Source organism: Asaia krungthepensis NRIC 0535 (assembly GCF_025995175.1).
Lineage (GTDB): Bacteria > Pseudomonadota > Alphaproteobacteria > Acetobacterales > Acetobacteraceae > Asaia > Asaia krungthepensis.
The window spans coordinates 82,284-104,031 of record NZ_BAPV01000012.1 but is presented as its reverse complement, the minus strand read 5'-3'; the positions used below and the strand labels follow the sequence as shown (position 1 = coordinate 104,031).

General features: G+C 58.4%; 14 protein-coding genes and 1 riboswitch. Of the genes, 7 read left to right on the top strand and 7 right to left on the bottom strand.

From position 1 onward, the window contains the following. Positions 1–7 precede the first annotated feature (7 nt). The 3 genes from AA0535_RS08185 to AA0535_RS08175 are packed head-to-tail and all read right to left on the bottom strand — an operon-like array spanning position 8 to position 2,768. Positions 8–826 carry an ATP-binding cassette domain-containing protein gene (locus AA0535_RS08185; RefSeq protein ID WP_264815472.1) on the bottom strand — a complete coding sequence of 273 codons (819 nt, stop codon included), beginning with the start codon at positions 824–826 and terminating at the stop codon, positions 8–10. Beyond that, entirely contained in the window at positions 823–1,839 is a 1,017-nt protein-coding gene (locus AA0535_RS08180; protein WP_264815471.1) for a FecCD family ABC transporter permease, read from the bottom strand. Before AA0535_RS08180 ends, AA0535_RS08185 begins: the two co-directional genes overlap by 4 nt. Then, on the bottom strand, positions 1,836–2,768 hold the full coding sequence (locus AA0535_RS08175; protein WP_264815470.1) for a heme/hemin ABC transporter substrate-binding protein: 933 nt from the start codon (positions 2,766–2,768) through the stop codon (positions 1,836–1,838). Before AA0535_RS08175 ends, AA0535_RS08180 begins: the two co-directional genes overlap by 4 nt. A gap of 158 nt (positions 2,769–2,926) precedes the next feature. Here AA0535_RS08175 and AA0535_RS08170 point away from each other — a divergent pair, with 158 nt between their 5' ends. The 6 genes from AA0535_RS08170 (at position 2,927) to AA0535_RS08145 (ending at position 13,973) form a co-directional block, all read left to right on the top strand. Then, on the top strand, positions 2,927–5,239 hold the full coding sequence (locus tag AA0535_RS08170; protein WP_264815469.1) for a TonB-dependent receptor domain-containing protein: 2,313 nt from the start codon (positions 2,927–2,929) through the stop codon (positions 5,237–5,239). 77 nt (positions 5,240–5,316) lie between these two features. After that, positions 5,317–6,210: a DUF817 domain-containing protein gene (locus AA0535_RS08165; protein WP_264815468.1), complete on the top strand. Its 894-nt coding sequence runs from the start codon at positions 5,317–5,319 to the stop codon at positions 6,208–6,210. Positions 6,211–6,245: 35 nt separating this feature from the next. Beyond that, positions 6,246–6,659 (top strand): ribosomal maturation YjgA family protein, encoded by a 414-nt coding sequence (locus AA0535_RS08160; RefSeq protein WP_264815467.1) that lies wholly within the window; start codon positions 6,246–6,248, stop codon positions 6,657–6,659. 119 nt (positions 6,660–6,778) lie between these two features. Next, entirely contained in the window at positions 6,779–9,157 is a 2,379-nt protein-coding gene (locus AA0535_RS08155; protein ID WP_264815466.1) for a TonB-dependent receptor, read from the top strand. A 17-nt stretch (positions 9,158–9,174) separates the two neighbouring features. Further along, positions 9,175–11,199, top strand: coding sequence for a phosphocholine-specific phospholipase C (locus AA0535_RS08150; RefSeq protein ID WP_264815465.1), 2,025 nt, complete (start codon positions 9,175–9,177; stop codon positions 11,197–11,199). Positions 11,200–11,337: 138 nt separating this feature from the next. Next, positions 11,338–11,539, top strand: a riboswitch (cobalamin riboswitch). 172 nt (positions 11,540–11,711) lie between these two features. Then, the gene (locus AA0535_RS08145) at positions 11,712–13,973 is read left to right on the top strand and encodes a TonB-dependent receptor (RefSeq protein ID WP_264815464.1); all 2,262 of its coding nucleotides are present in this window, start codon (positions 11,712–11,714) and stop codon (positions 13,971–13,973) included. 70 nt (positions 13,974–14,043) lie between these two features. On the opposite strand, the gene AA0535_RS08140 is transcribed toward AA0535_RS08145, so the two are convergent. Then, entirely contained in the window at positions 14,044–14,697 is a 654-nt protein-coding gene (locus AA0535_RS08140; protein WP_264815463.1) for a M48 family metallopeptidase, read from the bottom strand. 356 nt (positions 14,698–15,053) lie between these two features. Between AA0535_RS08140 and AA0535_RS08135 the strand changes: the two genes are divergently transcribed. Next, positions 15,054–16,271 (top strand): cation:proton antiporter, encoded by a 1,218-nt coding sequence (locus AA0535_RS08135; protein ID WP_264815462.1) that lies wholly within the window; start codon positions 15,054–15,056, stop codon positions 16,269–16,271. A gap of 1,692 nt (positions 16,272–17,963) precedes the next feature. Here the strand turns inward: AA0535_RS08135 and AA0535_RS08130 are convergent. The 3 genes from AA0535_RS08130 to AA0535_RS08120 form a co-directional block, all read right to left on the bottom strand. After that, the gene (locus tag AA0535_RS08130) at positions 17,964–19,169 is read right to left on the bottom strand and encodes a polysaccharide biosynthesis/export family protein (RefSeq protein WP_264815461.1); all 1,206 of its coding nucleotides are present in this window, start codon (positions 19,167–19,169) and stop codon (positions 17,964–17,966) included. Positions 19,170–19,278: 109 nt separating this feature from the next. Further along, positions 19,279–19,926: an ABC transporter ATP-binding protein gene (locus AA0535_RS08125; RefSeq protein ID WP_264815460.1), complete on the bottom strand. Its 648-nt coding sequence runs from the start codon at positions 19,924–19,926 to the stop codon at positions 19,279–19,281. Between the two features lie 321 nt (positions 19,927–20,247). After that, positions 20,248–21,432, bottom strand: a complete 1,185-nt coding sequence (locus AA0535_RS08120) for a capsule biosynthesis protein (protein WP_264815459.1) — start codon at positions 21,430–21,432, stop codon at positions 20,248–20,250. Positions 21,433–21,748 lie beyond the last annotated feature (316 nt).

The window sequence follows — 21,748 nt, the reverse complement described above, 5'->3', positions numbered from 1 at the left end:
CATTTCTTCATGACAAACCGGGCAGAACGAGATCATGCGGCAGAAGAAAAGGCCGCCCCGTCTCGCCATGGCGCCCCAGAACGACATCGGTCAGGCCGAATACGTCCCGAAGCATAGTCGAGGTGATGACCCTGTCCGCAGGGCCGTCCGCATAGAGCCGCCCCTTGTCGATCACCACAACCCGATCGGCAAAGGCGGCTGCCCAGTTCAGGTCATGCAGGATGGCAAGACATGCCCCCGACCCCCATGATCCGCCCTTGCCCGTATGCGCCCGCGCAAGGGACAGAACCTGTCCCTGACGGGCGATATCCTGTGCCGAAACCGGTTCGTCCAGCAACAGGTATCCCTTGTCTCCATGCCAGCGAAGCTGGACGAACACGCGTGCCAGATGTGCGCGCTGCCGCTCGCCGCCGGACAGGCTCGTAATATCGCGCCCGGCGAGGTGCATGAGCCCGACCTCGGCAAGCGTCGAGTCAATCAGCGTGCTCAGCCGGGCGCGTTCTGACGCGCTCCCACGCGCGGCTACACCGAAACCCGCCAGTTCGGCGACAGAAAAACGGGCTTCCATCCCCTGGTCCTGCGTCAGCATGGCACGGTATCTGGCGAGTTCTGCCGGGGTGAACGCCTGCAAGGGACGGCCATCGAGGCTCACCTCACCGATACAGGGAGTGAGCAGCCCGGCAGCCACACGCATGAGTGTCGTCTTGCCCGCGCCATTCGGACCGATCACGGCAACCATCTCTCCCGGAGAAAGCGAGAGGGAAAAATCGTCCAGCAGCAGACGGCCCTGACGCATGACCGTGACATTTTTCAGCTCAAGGCTCACGCAGGAATCTCCTGGTCCCTCAGCCGGAGCAGCAGCCAGATGAAGACCGGAGCGCCAAGTCCGGCGGTAATGATCCCGACAGGCACCTCTGCGGGGGATGCGATCACACGCGCCAGCGTATCGGACAACACCAGCAGGATCGCGCCCAGCAAGGCGCTGCCCGGGATAAGAAACCGGTGATCGGGGCCGCACACAAGACGGACGAGATGCGGCACGATGACGCCGACAAAGCCGATGACCCCTGAAAAAGACACTGCCGGCCCAACCGCCATCGTCACGGCAAAAAGGCTCAAATACTTCACGGCCCTCACCCGACATCCCATCAGCATGGCGTTTTCCTCGCCAGCCAGAAGCAGGTTGAGTGGCCGAGTGAGCGCCATCAACAGGAGCAGCGCCAAGAGGATGAGGGGCGCCAGAATATCAATCTCCGGCCAGCGCGCACCCGACAGACTTCCCATGGACCAGAAGGTCAGGTCACGCAGGGCGGTGTCATTGGCGCGATAAAGCAGAATGCCGGTTGCGGCGGAGGCCAGGGCCCCAAGCGCCACGCCCGCAAGTACGAGCCTGTTGGTCGATAATCCGCCCTGCCTCGTGGACATCGCCTGCAAGACGAGCGTCAGGGCGCAGGCACCGAGCATCCCACCTGCGGGGATGCCCCAGCGCGCGATGATGCCTGCGCCGAACCAGATTGGTCCCTGAACGATCATCAGTGTGGCACCCAATGCTGCCCCGGATGACACACCGATCAGCCCCGGATCCGCCAGAGGGTTGCGGAACAGGCCCTGCATCACAGCCCCTGCGGCACCGAGCCCTGATCCGACGAGCAGGGCCAGAACCACACGGGGCAGACGGATGTCCATGATGATCATACGCGCCATCTGGGGGTCGCTCTCCCGGAAAGGCGCGAACCCGAAACCGGTCGCTCCCGAGGCGAGAGCGAGCAGAAAACTGGCAGCGAGACCAAGCCCCAGCAGGACGAGAGCCGGAAGCGCCGGAAGGCGGCGTATCGTCATGCGGGCTTCATATGTCCGTTGATCTGCTGCGCGAGTTCCAGCGCGGCCTCAGCCGTACGCGGGCCGAAACCAAGAAGCTTTTCACCTTCCATGTCGATAACCGCCCTGTTCCTGCCGGCCGGAGTGGCCAGAACGGCAGGATCTTCCAGCAATGCGTCGCGCATGGCCTGTCCGCCCTGACTCATCATCAGGATCACGTCGGGCTGAAGCGTGATCAATGCCTCACGCTCAAGTGCCTTGTACCCCTGCATGGCGCTTCCGGCATTCGTGCCCCCTGCAAGCGCGATGATGGCATCGGCTGCCGTTCCGGTGCCCGCAGCCATGGGGCGGCCATTGACCACACGCATCACAAACAGAACACGCGGTTGCTGCGGATGCAGTTCTTTCCAGGCCTTGAGCGTCCGCAGTTGATTATCGAAGCGCACCACCATCGAGGCGCCCTGCTCCCCCGCGCCAATGATGCTCGACAAGGTCAGGATACGCTTGCGTACCCCGTCGAGTGAGGGGGTTGCGTCGATCATGACCGTTGGGATCGACGCGTTCATGATCTGGTCGATCGCCGCTGGTGGTCCCGAGTCATTCATCGCCAGAACCAGATCAGGCTTGAGCGACAATATCCCATCAGCGGAGAGCTGACGCATATAGCCGACCGATTTCTTCTCCCTCAGGGCGGCGACCGGGTAGGTTGAGGTGATATCGACGCCGACCACGCGCCCTGAGGCCCCAAGCGCATAAAGCGTTTCGGTAATCGTCCCCCCAATCGAGACAATGCGGTCCATCGTGCCCAGAGTGACCCGGCGGCCACGGCAATCCTCGATCGTGAGCGGCCGTTTTTCGCCTGCCCGGGCACCACGCGCTGCTGCGCCCGATACCCCGGTGGCAAAGGCCGTCAAGCCGAACTGGCGTCGGCTGAACAATCTGATGCTCATGAACCCTGACCTTTCTCTCAACCGATCGAGGGGAAGCTGTTGCGTCATTCCCTCACCCGATGCGGCGGAGCTTTAGAGGAAGTTTTTCTCTCTTGCAAGTGCGAGTCATTCTCAATAACCCATCGTCGCATCCGTTAACGATTCGCAGGGCCGAAACGATGATCACAAAACGCCGGGCACTTTTCCTGTCCTCCGCTCTTGCCCTGACAGCCCTCCCCGCCAAACAGGCTTCTGCTCAATCTGCCACGCCCCCATCGGCGGGAAACGCTGCCGCCAACGCTGCCGACCGCGTGCCCGGAACCGGCGCGCATGAAAAAGCGGTCGTTGCGAGAACCTCTGCAACATCCCCAGGCGCGCCGATCCAGATGGCGAAGCTCGACACCGCGTCGCGTGCAGTGCTTCCTCCGGGCCGGACAGTCGGGGGCACCCGGAAGGAAGCTGCCGCGACGAGCGCCGCGCAGAACGGGGACGCCATCGCTCTGCCAAGTGTACGCGTGCACGGCGTTACTGAAACCACGGTGCCACAGGCCAGCGCGACCCTGACCCGCAAGGACATGCTTCGCGTCAATCCGACCGAGCCCTACATGATCCTGACCGGTTTGCCGGGGGTATATTTCCAGAATGACGGGTCGCCTGCGCTGGCCATATCGATACGCGGCATGCAGGATTTCGGCCGTGTGAATGTCATGGTGGATGGGGCGCGACAGAACTTCCAGACGAGTAATCATGGCGCCAATGGCAGCGTCTTTGTCGACCCTGCCCTCCTCGCCGGGCTCGACGTCGCCCGTGGCACAGTCTCGACTGCCGATGGCGCGGGAGCTATTGCGGGCGTGGTCAATATGCACACGCTCGGCGTGGATGACCTGGTCGCGTCAGGCAAGCGTTATGGCGTGATGGCCCGCGCTCTGGGTGGGTCCAATAACTACGATGGCTCGGGTGTGGTCGGTGCCGGGGTGCGGGTGCGCCCGTGGCTCGGCATCGCCGCCGCTTTCAGCATGCGCAGTTCGGGCGATTACGAAGACGGCGCTGGCACACGGGTTCCCAACAGCTACCAGCGTCTGCAATCGGGCCTGTTCAAGATCGACATCAAACCCGGCATCGGTCAGAGCCTGACGCTGGGTACCGTGATCTATCACAACCAGTTCGGTCAGGGGACCGAGGGGATCGCGACGGCCAATAGTATCCAGAACAATCAGGGCAATATCGAGTATCGGTTCACGCCTCAGGATAACAAGCTCGTCTCCCTCCACGTGAAGGGCTATGTAGTGTCAACCGGACTGGACAACGCCACCCCCGCCTATCGCGCGCTCACAATGGCTGCCGCGAACATGACCCGGTACGATCTCACCACCCTGGGGTTCGAGGCTGACAACACGTCCCAATTCCCCCTCGGGCCCGTACTGGCCTCACTCAATTATGGCGGGGAGTATTATCATGACTCGGTCAAGACCAAGGACCAGACCGGCTATGATGGCGCAACGCCATCAGGCGGACGTGAAGTAGGCAGTGCTTTCACACAGCTCGCCTTGAACTGGAAAATCATCCAGCTGACCGGCGCGCTGCGTTACGACGCCTATCATCTCTCCGGCGGCGGCGTGAACCAGGCCTCGGGGTTCACCTCGGTTCCGGCTGGCGCTTTCCATACCAGTACCAGTTCGGACGCGGTGAACCCGAAGGTCACGCTGGCGGTCACGCCAGTACATGGGCTTCAGCTTTACGGCAGCTACGGTCTCGGCTTTCGACCGCCCTCGACGACCGAGACGCTCATGGCCAGTTCGCATCCTGGTCTCGGCTTCCTGAAATTCATCCCGAACCCCAATCTCGCACCCGAGCAGACCTATGGGTGGGAGGCCGGCGCCAAGCTGCATTACCGTGACGTGCTTGCTGAAGGTGACAAAATCGAATTCGATGGCGACTATTTCGATACACGGATCAAGAACTATATTGCCCAGACACGCGTGATCGGCCGTCCCGCCCCAGGCTCCTATATTCCGGTCTACGGGTATTTCTACCAGAACATGGCAGGCAATACCTACACTCACGGGTTTGAGGGGCAGGCGAAATACGATAACCGCTTCGTCTTTGCCACCCTGTCCTACACGAACACCACCACCAAATTGCCTCGCCCCGATTACACCGGATTTGGCGCGATCCTGACCACGCCGCCGCGCTCGGTACTGGCTGGAACGGTGGGTCTGCACCTGTTCGATAGCAAGCTTTCCGTCGGCGCGCGTATCCGTGCAGCCACGCAGACGCTCGGCCAGCCCAAGAGCGGCACGCCGGGCTTCCCGAAACAGGGCGGCTATGTCGTCTTCGACATGTTCGGCGCCTACCAGATCACCAAGCAGATCCAGATGTTCGTCAATGCCGATAACGTCACCAACCGTCGCTATTACACGAGCCAGATCTCCTCAATCCCCAACCAAGGGCTGACCGTGATGGGAGGGCTGAATTTTGCACTGTCACGTTGAGGCGTGCCTTGCCCGTCCGCTCTTGTTCGGGGGACGGTAATCGGGCAATGGCGCGGCAACCAACAAGGAGCCGCGCCATGAACGCCCCCATGAACGCCCCTATGAAGGCCCTGGGCCAGACGGATACGACAACCGCGCTCGAACTCCGCCTGGGCCAGATGATTCGACGTCATCTGGACGGTTTCTCGGGACTTTTCATCCTATTCGTTCTAAAGCAGGGTTGGGCCTGTCTCTTCGGCGGCCTGATGCTGGGGGCCATTCTCATCAGCCACGCGCTCTGGTCGCCGGACTGGCCGCTCCATCGCTATGACGCGCTGTTCCTCTTCGCGCTGCTGACCCAGGCCGTGTTCCTCGCCTGCAAACTGGAGACGCGCCAGGAGGCGCTGATCATTCTTCTGTTTCATCTCACCGGGACAGCCATGGAGTGGTTCAAGGTCCATGCAGGGTCATGGTCCTACCCCGAACCCGGTTTCTTCAAGATCCTGCATGTGCCGCTTTTCTCCGGCTTCATGTACGCCTCGGTCGGCAGCTATATTGCCCGTGTGATCCGGCTATTCGACATGAGGTTCCTCGCCTATCCGCGTTTCGGCTTTTCTCTTGCTCTGGCCCTGGCGATCTATCTCAACTTCTTCACCCATCATTTCATCCCGGATCTGCGTTGGCTTCTGGTGCTCGCCACCATCGCAGTCTATTGGCGTTGCACGATCCTTTATCGCGTCTTCGATACGCAATGGCGCATGAGGCTTCCCCTCGCGGCGTTTCTCTCGAGCATCGCGCTCTGGATTGCGGAGAATATCGGCACTTTTACCGGCACATGGCTCTACGCTCACCGGCAATTCACCTGGGTCGTCCATCCGCAGAAGCTCGTGTCATGGTATCTCCTGCTCTATGTCGCTTTCATCACGGTCACGCTTCTTTTGAGGCCGGATCGTGACGTTCCCTCGCCGACGCCACGCCCAGCCTCTCGATGATTTTTCGATGGGGGCACGAGATACGCCGGGGGGCGATGGCCCTGCTCACACTGATCATCATTGCCGCTGGCATTGCTTGCCGCCTCGCCCCGCTTGGCCTCGACCCTGCCGTGCAGAAATGGGGCGGATCGATCCTCTGGGGATCGTTGTTCTGGTGCCTCGCTGCACTCATCCTGCCCGGCCGCCATCGCTCCGCCCTGTTCGCGCTCGCCTGTCTCGGCGCCTTCGGCAGTGAAGGGCTGAAACTGGTCCATATCGAACCGCTCGACACGCTTCGGTCTATGGCCGCCGGGCGCTTTTTGCTGGGGCAGCATTTTTCATGGAGCAATATGGCCGCCTATCTGCTGGGCATGACGCTCGTCACTCCCCTACGCGTTTGCTCAAATCCGGGGCCCGGTTCGGGTAGCGCCCCGACAGAGGAACGAGCGACCGTTATCAAGTCAGAATAATGACAGATCCATGACTGTTTTGTTTCCGATCTGATTTAATAAAACCATAATACTGTGTCACGCAGTGTCACGATATCTACGGGCCGCAAATCGACCTCAGTACGAAACGGCTCTTTTTCATGAAACTCAGACTCAGTCCTGTTCTATCGGCAAGCCTCCCTGCCCTGATCATTGCCGCGCAGTCTGTGGCGCATGCGCAAACCGTGACGAATACAGCAAAGCCGGTGAGCGCGCCGGTCAGCAAGAAGCAGCCGGGCAAGAAACGAAGCGCTGAAGTTCCGTCTCGGAAGGCGAGCGTGGAGGCCAAAAGCCCCGAAACCGTGATCGTTCTCGGCGCCGGACAGGCTCGTGAAACCCAGACCATTTCGCGCACGGCGATACAGGAATACACACCCGGGACGAGCCCCTTCAAGGCCTTGTCCAAGCTGCCGGGTGTGATGTTCACCTCATCCGATCCGCTTGGCTCCTATGAATGGTCGCAGCAGATCATCATTCGTGGCTTCGACCAGAGCCGCTTGGGCTTCACCTTCGATGGCGTGCCGCTGGGCAATCTGGCCTATGGCAATGACAATGGTCTCTCGATCGGCCGCGCGCTTCAGACAGAAAATAACGGCCCCGCCACGCTGACACAGGGCGCGGGAGCGGTCGGCGTTGCAGCCTCCAACGATCTTGGCGGCGCGCTGCAATTCAGTTCGATCGATCCCTCCGAAAAGTTTGGTGCCGATGTCAGCGGAACCATCGGCTCCGCCTCGACCTGGCGCACATTCGCCCGCATCAACAGCGGCGTGCTGAAGGGGGGCGGCAAATTCTATGTGTCCTATGATCATCAGGACGCCAATAAGTGGAAGGGCGATGGCGTGCAGCGTCAGGACCAGGCCAACGCCAAGTACGTCCAGCCTCTGGGCGAAAATCTGAAGCTCACGATCTTCGGCGACTGGTCCAAACGCGCCGAAAACGACTATCAGGATCTGTCGCTCTCCCAGATCAAGACCTATGGCTATAATCTGGACAACATCACCGGCAATTACGCTCTCGCCAAGCAGATTGCCTATGCCTATCAGAACGGCACGGCCTTCCCCAGAGGCATCGAAAACCAGGATACCGTTTATTATAACGCAGGCGGCCTTCGCGAAGATGCGCTGGGCTATGGCAAGCTGGATTTCAAGATCAATAACCGTCTGTCCGGCTATGTTATGGGCTATGGCCACACCAATAGTGGCGAAGGCGTATGGGTCACGCCCTATACCGCAACACCGGCGCAGCTTGGCGGCTCACCGCTTTCTACCCGTACGACCGAATATGACATCCACCGTGCCGGGTTTATCGGAAGCTTGACCTACAAGATTGCCAATCACAGCATCGAAGGCGGCTTCTGGTTCGAGAACAATAACTTCAATCAGGCGCGTCGTTTCTATCCTCTCGCGCTCGATGGCTCGCCCTCCTCCATCCATTGGTACAAGAACAATGCCTTTGCCACACAGTGGCAGAGCGCTTTCAACACAAAGACCTATCAGGTCCACCTGGGCGATACCTGGAAGATCACGCCGAAACTGAAGGTCAATTACGGCTTCAAATCCCTGATCGTCGACAACACGGCACGTGCCATGAACGGCAATTATCTGGGAATGCCGGTGGCGACGGCCTATCCCTCGGGTACGCTGAACGCCTCCAACGGTTTCCTGCCACAGATCGGAGCAAATTACCGCTTCAACCATAACCATGAAATCTTCGTCGATTACAGCCGCAACATGGCGGCTTTCGACAGCGCGCAGACCTCAGGCCCGTTCTCGACCACGGTAGCTGGCTTCCAGGCGCTGCAGGGCAGGCTGAAGCCCGAGATGTCGAACACCGAGGAACTCGGCTACCGCTATCATACCAAAACCTTCCAGGCGACAGTGACCGGTTACTATGTCGAGTTCGAGAACCGACTGCTTTCAGTCACACAGGGTGTGGGCATTCAGGGCAATGCCTCGGTACTCTCCAATGTGGGCGGCGTGATCTCGCGCGGTATCGATACTGCCGTGAACTGGCAGTTCGCACCGAACTGGTCGATCTTCGCCTCCTACGCCTTCAATAACTCCTTCTACCAGGACGACGTGATAGCAGATGGCAAGGTCTCCGCGGCCATCAAGGGCAAGAACGTCGTAGGAATGCCGCGTAATCTGGCCAATGTGCAGCTTGGCTATGACGACGGGCAGATCTGGGGCAACGTGCTGATGCAGATCCAGGATCGGCGCTATTACACCTATACCAATGACGCTTATGTCCCCGCCAATGACGTCTTCAACCTGAATCTGGGTTATCGCTTCAAGAGCCATAATTTCTGGCTGCGTGGACTGGACACCCAGATCAATGTCTCCAATCTGTTCGACAAGCGCTATGTGGCCACTGTAGGCAGCAACGGGTTCATCAACTCCGATCCCTCCGGCAGCTTCCAGACCCTTCAGGCCGCCGCGCCGCGTATGGTCTTCTTCACCATCCGCAAGCATTTCAACTGAGAAGCGGAAGTCCCAGCATGAAACCCGGCCGTCGGCAATTTCTCTCCCTTGGTGCTGCCGCTCTGGCCGGAACTGCCCTGCCCGATAATCTGCGCAAGGCCCTTGCCATCCCCGCCCATCGCGAAACGGGAACGATACAGGACGTCAAGCATGTGGTGATCCTGATGCAGGAAAACCGCAGCTTCGACCATTATTTCGGGTCCCTGCGCGGTGTACGTGGCTTTGGCGACCCACGGGCCGAGACACAGGCCGATGGCAGTTCAGTCTTTGCCCAGAAAGATGCCAAAGGCCGCGCCGTCTGGCCTTTCCTGTTCGACACGATCCATACCTCGGCGGCTTGCCTGAAAAGCCTCGATCACAGCTGGAAAGGCACGCAAGCCGCCTGGAATGAATGGGAGGGCTGGGTTCCGCATAAATCTCCCATGACCATGGGGTATTTCACGCGACGCGAGATTCCCTATTACTATGCGCTTGCCGACGCCTTCACCATCTGTGACGCCTATCACGCCTCCATCTTCGGGCCGACCAATCCGAACCGCCTCTATTTCTTCACCGGCACCAATGGCCTCTCCGTTGGGTCAGATGGAAAGCAGGCTGTCGAGAATGTGGATGACGGCAACTGGTCTGCCGACATGGCGCATGACAACCCGCATTTCGCGCCCTTCGACTGGACGACCTATCCTGAACGCCTCCAGGAAGCCGGTGTCAGCTGGAAGTTCTATCAGGAATACGATAATTTCGGCGATAATCCTCTCGCCTCATTCAGGCAGTTCCGCAACCTTGACCCGAAAGACTGGCGCTACCGCAATGCCCGCGCCATCGTCCCCGGATCGACGAAGGAGAATACGCACGAACTCGAGGGCCGCTATCTGCTGGACGCATTCGAGAAGGATATCGCCCAAGGCACTCTGCCGCAGGTTTCCTGGATCGTCCCCCCTGCCGCCCTGTCGGAGCATCCGGAAGCACCACCGGGATTCGGCGAACATCTGATTTCCAAGCTCATCGATATCTTCGTCCGCCACCCGGACACCTGGTCAAAAACCGTGTTCATTCTGAATTACGACGAGAATGACGGGTTTTTCGATCACGTCCCACCGCCAGTCCCGGATCTTGGGGGAACACAAAGCGGGAATGCGGGCGTTTCAACCCAGGGTGAGAGTTTTCACGGCGAACCGGTCGGGCTTGGACCACGCGTTCCGGCACTCGTCATTTCTCCATGGAGCAAGGGTGGCTGGGTCAACTCACAGCTATTCGATCACACCTCGGTCATCCAGTTTCTGGAGAAGCGCTTTGGTGTGACCTGCCCTACAATCACACCATGGCGTCGGGCTGTTTGCGGCGATCTGACCTCGGCATTCGATTTTGGCAAGGCCGACCCGGTCTGGTCGGCCGATCTGCCCAATACTGACGACTACCTGCCCCAGACGCGCCTCTCCTGCGCCCATCCACCGCCACTGGTCCCTGAACATGGGAGCCTTCCGGTGCAGGAAGCGGGCCAGCGCCCTGCCCGCGCCTTACCCTATCGTTTGAGGCTCACGACCCGGTCCGACAGGAATGATCGGCTCGAATTGACCAATGCCGGTTCACAAGGTGTCGTATTCCGTATCCGGCAAAAAGGTCAGCCTTCCCGGCATGTGACGCTTCCAGCCCACTCCTCCGCCCGTTACACCTGTACCGCTAATGTGCCGGTCGAAGTCTACGGGCCGAACGGTTTCTACAGACTTCATACCCCCATGGCTGGTCTGGGACTCACAGAGGAAAACAGCAGCGATTATCTAACCCTTATGATTGAAGTCGCCCGGACCCCTGAAAGCAGCATGACCCTGACTGACCATTACGGCGGTCAAACGACCGCGCTCGATCTCGCCTCACACACCCGCCTTGCCCTGAAAATCGCGCTCGGTGCGAGTGACGGATGGTATCATCTCGAGCTACGCGCGGCGGATGGCACGCCGTTGCATGTCCTCGCCGGCCATGTCGAGACCGGAAGCCCGAGCCGCTCCGACCCCCATCTCGCAAGAACGGTCGTAGATCCGGCCTGAGCGGAGGCCGCCATGCCACGTTGTCAGACATCCGGAACTTGCCGCTTCCGGTGCGGGTGAAGCTGTGCCCGAAACGTCGCAGAGGAAGCGTGAAAACCGTGATGCGGGTGTGGTCTCGTTGACACGCCGTTTCTCCACGCTAGGGTCGCCCCCGATGGTTCCCGGGTGACCGGGATGAAAAGGGAACATGGTCCAAGGCCATGACTGCCCCCGCAACTGTAGGTGAGGAGCACGCGCGCGCGGGCCGAAAGGCCCAGTCACTGGGTATCTATCCCCGGGAAGGCCAGCGCTCGTGTCATGATGCACAAGTCAGGAGACCTGCCATCATCCATGGTCACGGACGGAACCTGACGGGCGGGGTGTCCCAGAGGTGGCGTATCATGATGCGCCCATCGTAGTGACGTGAGTTCAGGATAGAAGCCGCCGTCATGCGCACCTTCCCCCCTCGCCCACCGGCCGGAAGCACCCGGCCAGTATCGATATTCCCCGCTTCCGCAGAGCCGCCCGGCCCCGTGTCCGATGCCGCGGCGGCCTCCGTGCGTCGATCTTCAGCGCCTTTCCCGTTGCCTGTCGGAGCGCTCCCACTATGGCCGCTGCTCGTTATCGCCGTACTTGCCATGCCCAAGACCGCACTCGGTCAGGATCGGACAGAAACGGACGAGTACATTACGACCAAGGGCGAGAGCACCGGGCTTAAGGCGCGTCCGGCCATTGGCGGAAGGCTCGGACTAACCCTGCAGCATAACCCGGCTTCCATTGCGGTTGTTGATCGTCGCACCATCTTGCAACGCGGATACGTGCATGCTGAAGAGGCCGCTGATTCCGCTCCGGGAGTGACCTCTGGTGGATCGCCGGGGAATCCCGCCCAGTTGCTGATGCGCGGATTCAGCGGCAACCAGATTCTGATTTTGCGTGACGGGTTCTATTTCGGCCCGACAACCATGGTGAACCGCCCGCTCAATGCCTTCAATCTGGAAGCTGTAGAAGTTCTCAAAGGCCCATCCTCGGTGCTTTACGGGCAGGGCGCGGTGGGCGGAACGGTGGATATGCGCAGCCGTACGCCTGATCTGGAGCGTGTACGCGCGGACGCCCTTGTCTCATATGGCAGCTTCAATAGCTGGAGCGCAGGGTTCGGCGGTTCAGTGCCACTTTCGCGCACGGTGGCGATCAGGAGTGATTTCAGCCGCACCTCTTCAGACGGTTACGTCAGGAATGCCAACCCGCATAGTAATGACTGGACGACCACGCTCCTGTGGCATCCGTCCCGGAGCTTCACCGCGCGCCTTGGCGTCGATTACCTGACCGATGAGCTTTCCACCTATTACGGCGCCCCGCTTGTGCCCGGAAGCGCTGTGGGGGATGCCGCAACCGGTTTGCTGCATTCCACCCGTGGGTTGGTCATCAGCAAGGCTTCGCTGTGGCGCAATTACAATGTAGCCAATCCCCAGGCCAGCTCCGTGAACGCCACCCCGACCCTACATCTCGACTGGGTTGTGAACTCTCACGTCACGCTGCACGACAAGGCGTATTTCATGTATGCCAAGCGTCGGTGGAACAATGCGGAGACATACAGCTTCATCGGCACGACAGGGTCTCTCGACTCAAATGGTGTTGCGATACCTCCCGGGCGTATCGGACGTGACCGGTTCTATGTCTATCAGAACCAGCATCAGGTGGGTGACAGTATCGACGCGCGTATCGACCATACCCTATTCGGTCTGCACAACCGGCTGGTCATGGGAGGCGACGCCTATTATCTGCGTTTCATCCGCAACCGTGGTTTCCCGGATGCCGATTACGCCGATAGTGTTTCGCTGGTTAGCCCCGAAGGTGGGGCAGTTGGGCCGTTCGCCGGGGAGCTCCCGTTTCGCAAATCTCCCACTACCATGATCGATGCCGGTCTTTTCCTTGAGGATACGCTCTCTGTCACCGCGAAGCTGCGTCTCGTTGGGGGATTCAGGTATGACTGGCTCTCGCTCGACCGACAGAACTACAACCAGAACGGTCAGTTCAATACCGCCACCAGCTTCAAGGGGCACTATAACCCCGCCAATTTCCGTATCGGCCCCGTTTACGATCTGATGCCCGGTCTCAGCCTTTATGGTGTGTACACGACTGCCGAGGACCCTCCGGGCTCCAATTTATTTCTGGCCAACCGGGGACAGTTCTCGCGTTTGTCGCATTCGCGCCAGGGCGAGATTGGCATCAAGGCCACCGCACTCTCGGGGAAGTTGATAACAACGCTCTCGCTCTACGATATCAAGCGCACGAAGGTCCTAGTCCAGACGGGGCAGGACAGCGTTTCGACTGCGGGGAGCCAGAAGTCGCGCGGGGTCGAAAGCCAGATCGACTGGCGTATCAACTGGCACTGGAGCGTCTCCGGCAACGTCGCGTATACGGACTCCCATTACGGCACATTCTTCCCGGATGCCTCGACGAATGCCTCCGGTCATTTGGTGCCGAATGTGCCCAAGGTGACGGCCAATCTGTGGGGTATCTGGTCAGCAGTACTGGACCTGCCGCTCGATCTCGGGGCAGGCATGCGTTACGTTTCCGCGCGCAAGGGAGATTACGCCAATACATTGTCGCTCAAGGACTACGCCTTGGTGAGTGTTTTCGCGGGGTGGCATATCTACAAGGGTTTCACCCTGTACGGGCGGATCGATAACATCGGTAACAAGCATTATGTGCAGTGGGCGGATACGAGCTATCCATCCGAGGTCCTGATCGGTGCCCCCAGGGCGTTTTCCGCCAGTATGCAGGCCAGTTTCTGAGGGTTCCCTACCGGCCCCGTGACGGGGCCGGAGGTCAGTCTGATCGCAGCATCGCGTGCCGCGGACTTCGTCAGGCCGCGTGCCTTTTAAAGTTCGCCTTCAGATAGGCCACGCGGCGTGTGAGGCGCGGGTGGGTCGATGCGATTTCGACCACAAAGCCCGCCAGCCCCGGTACCCGGAAATCCTGCGCCGCGAATGCATCGACATTCATTGCTTTGTTCAGACGCTTGGTACCACAGGCGAGCATTTGCAGGGCTGTGAGCGCGTCATGTACATCCGGCAGGACCGAGGCCCCGACTGCATCGCAGCTGAACTCACGCGCACGGGAATAGGCCCGATAGAGAAATGGAACAAGAAAGGCTGGGAGTCGTATGAAATGCTTGAACGCATTCAGATGGCCCAACGCATGATGCGCGATTTCATGCGCCATGATGAAACGAAGCTGCGCATTGTCTTCCGCCTCGACAATGGCTGAAGTCAGGAAAACGTAACGCCCGCGCAAAAGCCGTATCGCAAATGCGTTCATGACCCCACCGGAGTTATGAATGAAAGCCTGCGGTGTCTCGGCCAAACCGAGCTCACGGGCGATCGCGACAAACTGGGTATGAAGCTCCGGGAATTGATCTTCCGAGAGCGCGACCATATTACCTATGGCGTAGGCCCGGTAGAGCGCAGCCGTCATGATCGAAGTGAGGTATACAAACAGCCCGTACACGCAGATCATGAATAGATGAGCGATCCCGCGGGGACTCTCGAGCGCTCCTACAACGACGAACAGCATAAACAGGAACCAGAATAATCCTCCGAAAACCGTGAGGAGGAAACCGTAGAGATGCTCACTTGGATGGCGATGTATCTTGAGCGTGGGCGACATTGCAAGCCTCTGTTATTTTTGGTTCTTCAACATGATAAATAAAAACAGAAACTAAGATATAAAAATAATACATATTCAGATGATATTCTGTTTCTGTCCTGGAGCGACGTGCTCTTCTGCTCGGCGCGGACAGCCTTCGCTCTACCGCTGATTTCCCCTCCCCTCGATTGCGCGCTATCCTCCTGCCGATGATTGAAAGGGCAGGTATGAACGATTTCACTGCGCTCCTCGCAGATACGGGCCTCTTTGTCTGTGTCCCGTGGCTTTTGTGGCGCCTGGTTGGCAAGGCTGTGCCGATCGCAGTCATTCCCATCCTGATCGGAATCATGGCAGCTGTCTGGCATCTTCCCCTGAAGTCGATCGGCGTTCCCTCATTTTACGGCGATACGATTGGCTGGGTTGCTGTGCTTGTCCTGGCGTTTACGGCCGGCATGGAGATGTGGCAGCACCCGGAAGGTACATCCCAGCAAGACGCCCTGCCCCGCCCTTCATTGCCGCGCCTTCTTGGCGGCGCTGCTGCTGCGCTCGGTGGCCCTTTCCTCGTCGGCGCAGTTCTTGTCTATCTTTTCTTCCTGCCGCTGCCGGGTTGGCATGCCACGGCAGTCAGTCCAGGCATTGCCGCGGCCTCGATTGGGTTATGTATTGCGGTAAGCGCCCTGCCCGTCCTGATCGGGATTGTGCGGGAGCTTCCGACGCGGGACAAGCCGATTGGACAACTTGCGCTGAAGCTCGCAGTCATTGACGATGCGACACTCTGGATCGGCCTTGCGCTGCTGCAGCTTGCCGCAGAACGCCAAACCGCAATGCATAGCTGGGGCCTCAGAGAGTGCTCGGCGTTTCTGCTGCTCATACTCCTCGGCTTCGGGGGGTGGCTTGCCACGCGGTACATCCGTAACCCTCCCAAACTACTCATTTGGGCCGTGATTCCCATCTATCTCAGCCTTGGTTCTTGGGCGAGCATGACGCTTGGCCTGCACGAACTTATTGGCGCTTACTTTGCTGGCGCGTTCATGCCCCCTTCATGGGTGAAGCGTCTCCCCTTCGAGGCGATTTCCACCTTTTGCCTCATCTGGCTCGCACCGCTCTTTTTTGGCCATAGTGGTTTGAAGATCAACGGCGACGCCCTGACCTGGCCGTCGGTGATCGCATCCCTATCGCTTGTCGCCATTTCCATCATTGCCAAGATCGGGTCCATCTACCTCTTCCCCCCTGCCGGCGGCCTCTCCCGCAGGCAGACGCTGAGCCTTGGTGCTTTGCTGCAATGCAAGGGGCTCATGGAGATCGTCGCCGCCACTATTCTTCATGAACAGGGAATGCTGTCAGAATTCGCCTTTGCTTCGCTCATGGTCCTCGCCGTGATCTCAACCCTTCTCACCGGACCGCTTTTCCATCTGTTCAAGCCGAGAACTGAAAGTCCGGTATAAACAGTGAATAGCTGATGAGTGAGTGACTTTCGGTCAGGCAGTCGGTCTGATCCGCGCCGAGAGTTAACCCTTCCTTGCGCTGGTCCAAGCAACGACACGGGGCAAAGAGAAGTGACCTCTCCTCCCCTTTAAGCGATGGACCACGCGGCAGGACCAAAAGGGTCCGTGGTTTGGTGCAGATGAGACAACGCTGTTCTTACAGGAACGCGTCAGGATTCTGAGCGTCACAAGACCCAGCGTGATATAGGGCGACAAGCTAGACACACCGCCGAGACAAACGTTCGCTTTCGTCAAGTTGAATGCAAGGAAACCGGTACGTTCAAGTGGCTTCCCAGCTCTGACAAGCAACAGCCGGCTAAGGTTGTACGGGCTGTACGACGCGGTTATGGCAAACCATCAGGTACAAGGTCGGTTCCGAAATCAAGACAGGCGGCGCATCATAGGACGCGTCGTCAGACGCTCGTGCGGCCGACGCCACTTTCAAACTCTGCCCGCCGCGAAGCGAAGTAAATACCTCATGCTGGGCCTGCAACTCTCAACAGGTCTGTGGAGCGGGCAGACGCAAACAATCATGTCTCGGCAACCATAACGGGCGCCCGATGAACACGCCGTTCATTGTTTGTCTCTCCTTCAGTTCTCGATAGCACGGATATGATGCTTGTTCAGCATAGCCGTGAGACAACGCTTCTGAAATCTTGCCCTCTGAACCGTGGCCAAAACCTTAGACACGCCCTGGCGGATCACGGCCTCATGCACGGCCTTGAGGTAGGGACCTGCATCCAGCGCCTCCAACAGCTTGGGGGGCTAAACGTCACGTGTCTCTCAGTCCATTCTCGCCACGAGAGACAAATAACTCTTCCGCATTGCGTTGCGTGTACTGTCCCCGCATCAGACTCGATCGGCGCGGCAGTCGAACGCCCGCTCCACAGCAGATCTGGATATTCACGACGCCTAGGATCCGGAACGGTCGTGCCCAGCGTCTCTCACACCACCCGTAGCCCCGAGCCTGCAAACAGCCAAGGAGGATTCTTGCGCACGGCTTCGTGTGCAAGACTACAGGGATGCTCCGTTGACTGGAGGAACCCAGGACGGGACGCCTCCAAAACCCAAGTAGTGATCTGCTGCCCCTACGCAATATTGCCCCCTTGTCCCGGCATCGGGAAATATCGGAGGGCTATGCTTTTGTGCCGCCGTAGGGCGTTTTGCCGCGCCAGTGAGACTCAAGGCCGACTTTACTCGAATATCTCTCGACTCTGGTCGGGTCGGGTCGGTTTGAGTAGAGCAAATTTGTTAGAAATCTGCCTTGCCTCATGCCTGTTTCGCCAGTTATTCCCTACCGGAGATACGGGGGCCACCTCAGCCTTGCATCTGATTTCAAGGCCCAGGTGGCGCGGGCATACGCTCGCGGATTAGCGGAAGCCGCGTCGAGACCCGGAGAGATCGCATGTTATCCTCCTAGTCATTCGGGACCGTAAAGATAGGCTGGCGTGGACGGCCCTTTCGACGCTGACACGCTTACCCTTCCTGCACCCATTGGGCTCACATCAGTATCAACCCAACCTCGAAAGTCCACCGGCCAGAACGAGAGCCCCATGGCACCTCTCTATAGTTGCAGACTCAGGCAAACACTTAGGCGCGCACTCACGCTGGAACTTCGAACATACGGGTTCCTAGCGCGCGCTACTCGATGCGTTATTTTGCAACCCATGCTGCTGTGATCGCCGGTCCCGTCAATGCTCCAATCAGCTGGTTGAACTTGTAGAATCGGTTCGTCCGAGCATTGGCGACGAGGAGAACATCTTTGTTTTTCATCGGAAAATGCTGTGCCAGAAAGTAGCTCGTCGGGTTCATCATATCGAGATGATAGATCACTGGAACGCCGTCGTGAATCCCCTGCCTGATAGAGGGCGTCGTCAGACCCATCTGACGAGCCGCCGGCACATCCTCGAACCTGAAAAGAAAGACTGCATTCGGATCTGCGCGGGCATCATTGGGGCCACCGGCACGAGCAATCGCCTCGGCGAGCGTCAGATCGGGCGATTTGAACTGGGTTTCAGACACGCGATCCGAGGCACCGAACACCGTATAGCTACGAGGCTCGTAGATGATCTGTATGCGGTCTCCGGGAAGCCCGGCAACATCGAGATCAGGGTGTGACTGCAATGTCCCCAGATCCGTGCCACCCGTCTTACCGTTGCGCAGGAGCTGCACATAGGTATCTTGCGGCGCCCATTTTGCTCCGCCAGCGATCGCGATAAGATCAGACAGACGTTCTCTCGCAGAGGAGAGAACGACGCGACCAGGTCGCTCGACCTCGCCGGAGACAATCACAGTATTCCCGATATCCCGCACGATATGGACCATGACCTGCGGGTTGTCAGTCTTGCCCTTCAACCCCTGCTGGATGACATCTGCGACCTGACGCGGGGTAAGACCCGCGGCCTTGATCCGCCCCACATAAGGCATGCCGAAGGTACCGTCAGCCTCGACCTCAGCAGGAGGAAGCTCAGTGTTCGAGGCGCCTGCTGAGGTCGCGGGGGTCGAACCACTGATACCTGCCGAACCGGCATGGGTGGCGCTTGAGAAAAGACTGTTCCCCACCTCGAAAACCGAGACCGAGAGCATGTCGCCCCGACCGATCCTATCATTGTAGACAACCGGCATATGTCCGACGTCGAGGCTCGAAAGAAGAGGCGGCCTCTCGTCGGAAAGGATCGAAATGGTCTTCATATCGACAGGACGAATCTCGAACCCCAGCGGATTGGCGCCCTCCTTTTTGACGCTGGACAGCACTCCTCGTTCTGACGGGCCACTATCAGGGAGAGCATTGCAACCGGCGAGAGAAACACCGATAGCCGCGAGGCACAGGCGGTAAGCCCCGAAAGATTTATGAACCATCAGCACTTTCAAACACCGTAATTCGTTAATGATCTTATATCAGCTTTTGGGCGATCGGACGTGAGCGACACTACACAAAAGTTGCACAGGAGGGACTCCTCCCTATTAGTCACAGCGACTCATAATCATGGACTGCCTGCTCGACGGTATCGCATACACGAAAATGTCCCCCGTGGAGCAGTGCCCCTGTGTCGCAGTGTTCCTTGATAAACCCCATATCGTGGGAGACGATGATGAGGGCGCGGTCAGCTCTCTTGCCAAACAACTCATCCTGGCATTTCTGCAGAAAGCGGGCATCGCCGACCATGATCACTTCGTCGATCAGGTAGCAATCGAATTCAATGATAATCGATAAGGCAAAAGCCAGCCGCGCTCGCATACCAGAGGAATAGGTCTTCACCGGTTCGCCCAGTTGCCGCCCAAGTTCGGCGAAATCGTCAACGAAAACACGCGTGGAAGCGTAATCCAGCCCGTAGATACGACATATGAAACGCAAGTTGTCCAATCCGCTAAGGCTACCCTGGAAAGCCCCTCCGAAAGCCAGTGGCCATGAAACAGACATCAGACGCTCGACACGGCCGGAAGTCGGGAAATCAACTCCGCCAATAATTTTAATCAGCGTAGACTTACCAGCTCCATTGCGACCGATAATACCCATCTTCTGTCCAGGGTTGACGACAAAATTGACATTATCGAGAACCCGCCGCCTCCCATGGTGAGTGGAAAACTCACGGACTATGTCAATACATCTGATCACTTGTTGAGACACTTCTTGGGCTGGTTGGTGGATATCCGGGATTGGCACATTGGAGAGTAAACAATTCCTGCCGTTATCGGGGGCTGACTTATCTTCCGACGCCCGAGAGCGTTCTCTCCACGCACCCGGACCAGCGACAAATGGCTTGCCCGCGGGACAGACAGATCAGTACTACCCGCTCAGCGACGCTCGAGGACATGTCGATGCTCATGACGAGTAGCCCCCCAGTTCCAAGAGAAGCTTCGCCGATGAGACATTGAGAGCGAGCAATCTCTCGATACGCGCCGCTTCGTTCGAAAAGTTACGTTCTGAGCGTCCCACTTACATGACGCGATGCTCTCGAGCCCCCGAAATAACTAATCTACCGATCGCATAGAACATTCCCAAGGTCATGAATACGACAAAGATTGACGCCAAAGCCTTCGGATAGGCGGCGTAATCAGGGAGGTTAGGCTGAACAACCTCATCTATATAAAGACGCTGCCGATCGGCACGTGTCTTTGCTGCCTCCAGAGCCATAGCGGCGCCCTCAAGTTGCTTCTCGAGCAAGGTACGCTGAGTGATTAGATCATCGTATTCGGTGATCTTCGGCACCAATGTTGACCCTGGCCCCGCGACTTTCCCATTGAGCTCATCGATATGCTGACGCAGGATCTTGACCCTCTCCCGCAGAACAGGAAGCAAAGGGCTCTGCGGAGCAGATTGAGTGAGTTGACCAATCTGAACTAGGCTGGACGTCAGCATGATCGTGAGATCATTCGCATGATTGAGCAAGGGCGCTGACTGCTTCAGCGGATCGATCAAGGCTTCCTTCGTACGGTAAGCCGCAATCTTCATGTTCACGTCGCGCAGAGCCTGCTGCGTGTCCGCCTGTTCCTTGCGCGAACTGCTGATCAGGTTCTCTCTTTGCCGCTCATTCATGCGGTTCACGAGCTGCTCGGCGGCATTCATTAGGGCGCGAGCAAGAGTCTGAGAGTCTGACGCAGAGAAGGTCCTGACCGTGAGCGTGGATATCCCTGTCGTCGAGTCGAGCTCTGCCTCAACGTGGTTCTGATAGTATTTGTAGAAATGCTCTCGGGTTACGCCGCGAAATGGTCCAGGGAAGCGAGCAAAGATGTCTGCATCCCGACTGGCGTACACCTTCTCTAGGTTGAAGTCATGGATGAGAAATTCCATGGCGTCTCGCGACATCATGTAATCCTGCACAGCGAACGTATCCTCGCTTGCGCTTCCCCCCCCCCCGGTGGCGCCTAGCAAGGTCGACAATGCGCCGGGTGGGGCAGTGCCTTCACCACGGACAACAAACTGAGCTTCTGACACATATTGAGGCGCGGCTAAAAAAAGAAAGTACGCTGCGGCTATCAGCGTGGGCAGCAGTACGATGAGCGTGAAAGGGCGACGTACGAATTGGGCAATCTGCGCCGCGGCACCCGGCCCATGGGGACGTGGATTACCTTCCCTGCCCGGTAAGGCAAGATTGAAGCCCCCTTGAACCGATCCCCTCATAATCTTTCAACTTCCCTTATGAACAGCCTGACAACAAACAGGCGCCTTAACTCTGTTGCGTTTTCTTAGCACATACGTGTTGCTTTGGCGAAATTAGCAACACCTTTAATACCTCAATCACGTTCCACTCATCGACAGGTAGGAATCTCGGTCCCATATATCTCGCGGTGGGGTGTCTTGAGAAGGAGTGAACACTTATTACCTGAATTCAAATGCCATGGCAGGTACTCTCAGAGCTTGTGTTAGCGCATTTAGATGGGAGATCGCGGCGGAAAAATGACCTTCATGCCACTGTGCTTTGCGGCGCCCGTCGCCG

Excerpts from the sequence above, each read along its gene's own strand:
- AA0535_RS08180 (WP_264815471.1), bottom strand. The coding sequence starts at position 1,839 with ATGACGATACGCCGCCTTCCGGCGCTTCCGGCTCTCGTCCTGCTGGGG.
- AA0535_RS08175 (WP_264815470.1), bottom strand. The coding sequence starts at position 2,768 with ATGAGCATCAGATTGTTCAGCCGACGCCAGTTCGGCTTGACGGCCTTT.
- AA0535_RS08170 (WP_264815469.1), top strand. The coding sequence starts at position 2,927 with ATGATCACAAAACGCCGGGCACTTTTCCTGTCCTCCGCTCTTGCCCTG.
- AA0535_RS08165 (WP_264815468.1), top strand. The coding sequence starts at position 5,317 with ATGAACGCCCCCATGAACGCCCCTATGAAGGCCCTGGGCCAGACGGAT.
- AA0535_RS08160 (WP_264815467.1), top strand. The coding sequence starts at position 6,246 with ATGGCCCTGCTCACACTGATCATCATTGCCGCTGGCATTGCTTGCCGC.
- AA0535_RS08155 (WP_264815466.1), top strand. The coding sequence starts at position 6,779 with ATGAAACTCAGACTCAGTCCTGTTCTATCGGCAAGCCTCCCTGCCCTG.
- AA0535_RS08150 (WP_264815465.1), top strand. The coding sequence starts at position 9,175 with ATGAAACCCGGCCGTCGGCAATTTCTCTCCCTTGGTGCTGCCGCTCTG.
- AA0535_RS08140 (WP_264815463.1), bottom strand. The coding sequence starts at position 14,697 with ATGATCTGCGTGTACGGGCTGTTTGTATACCTCACTTCGATCATGACG.
- AA0535_RS08135 (WP_264815462.1), top strand. The coding sequence starts at position 15,054 with ATGAACGATTTCACTGCGCTCCTCGCAGATACGGGCCTCTTTGTCTGT.
- AA0535_RS08130 (WP_264815461.1), bottom strand. The coding sequence starts at position 19,169 with ATGGTTCATAAATCTTTCGGGGCTTACCGCCTGTGCCTCGCGGCTATC.
- AA0535_RS08120 (WP_264815459.1), bottom strand. The coding sequence starts at position 21,432 with ATGAGGGGATCGGTTCAAGGGGGCTTCAATCTTGCCTTACCGGGCAGG.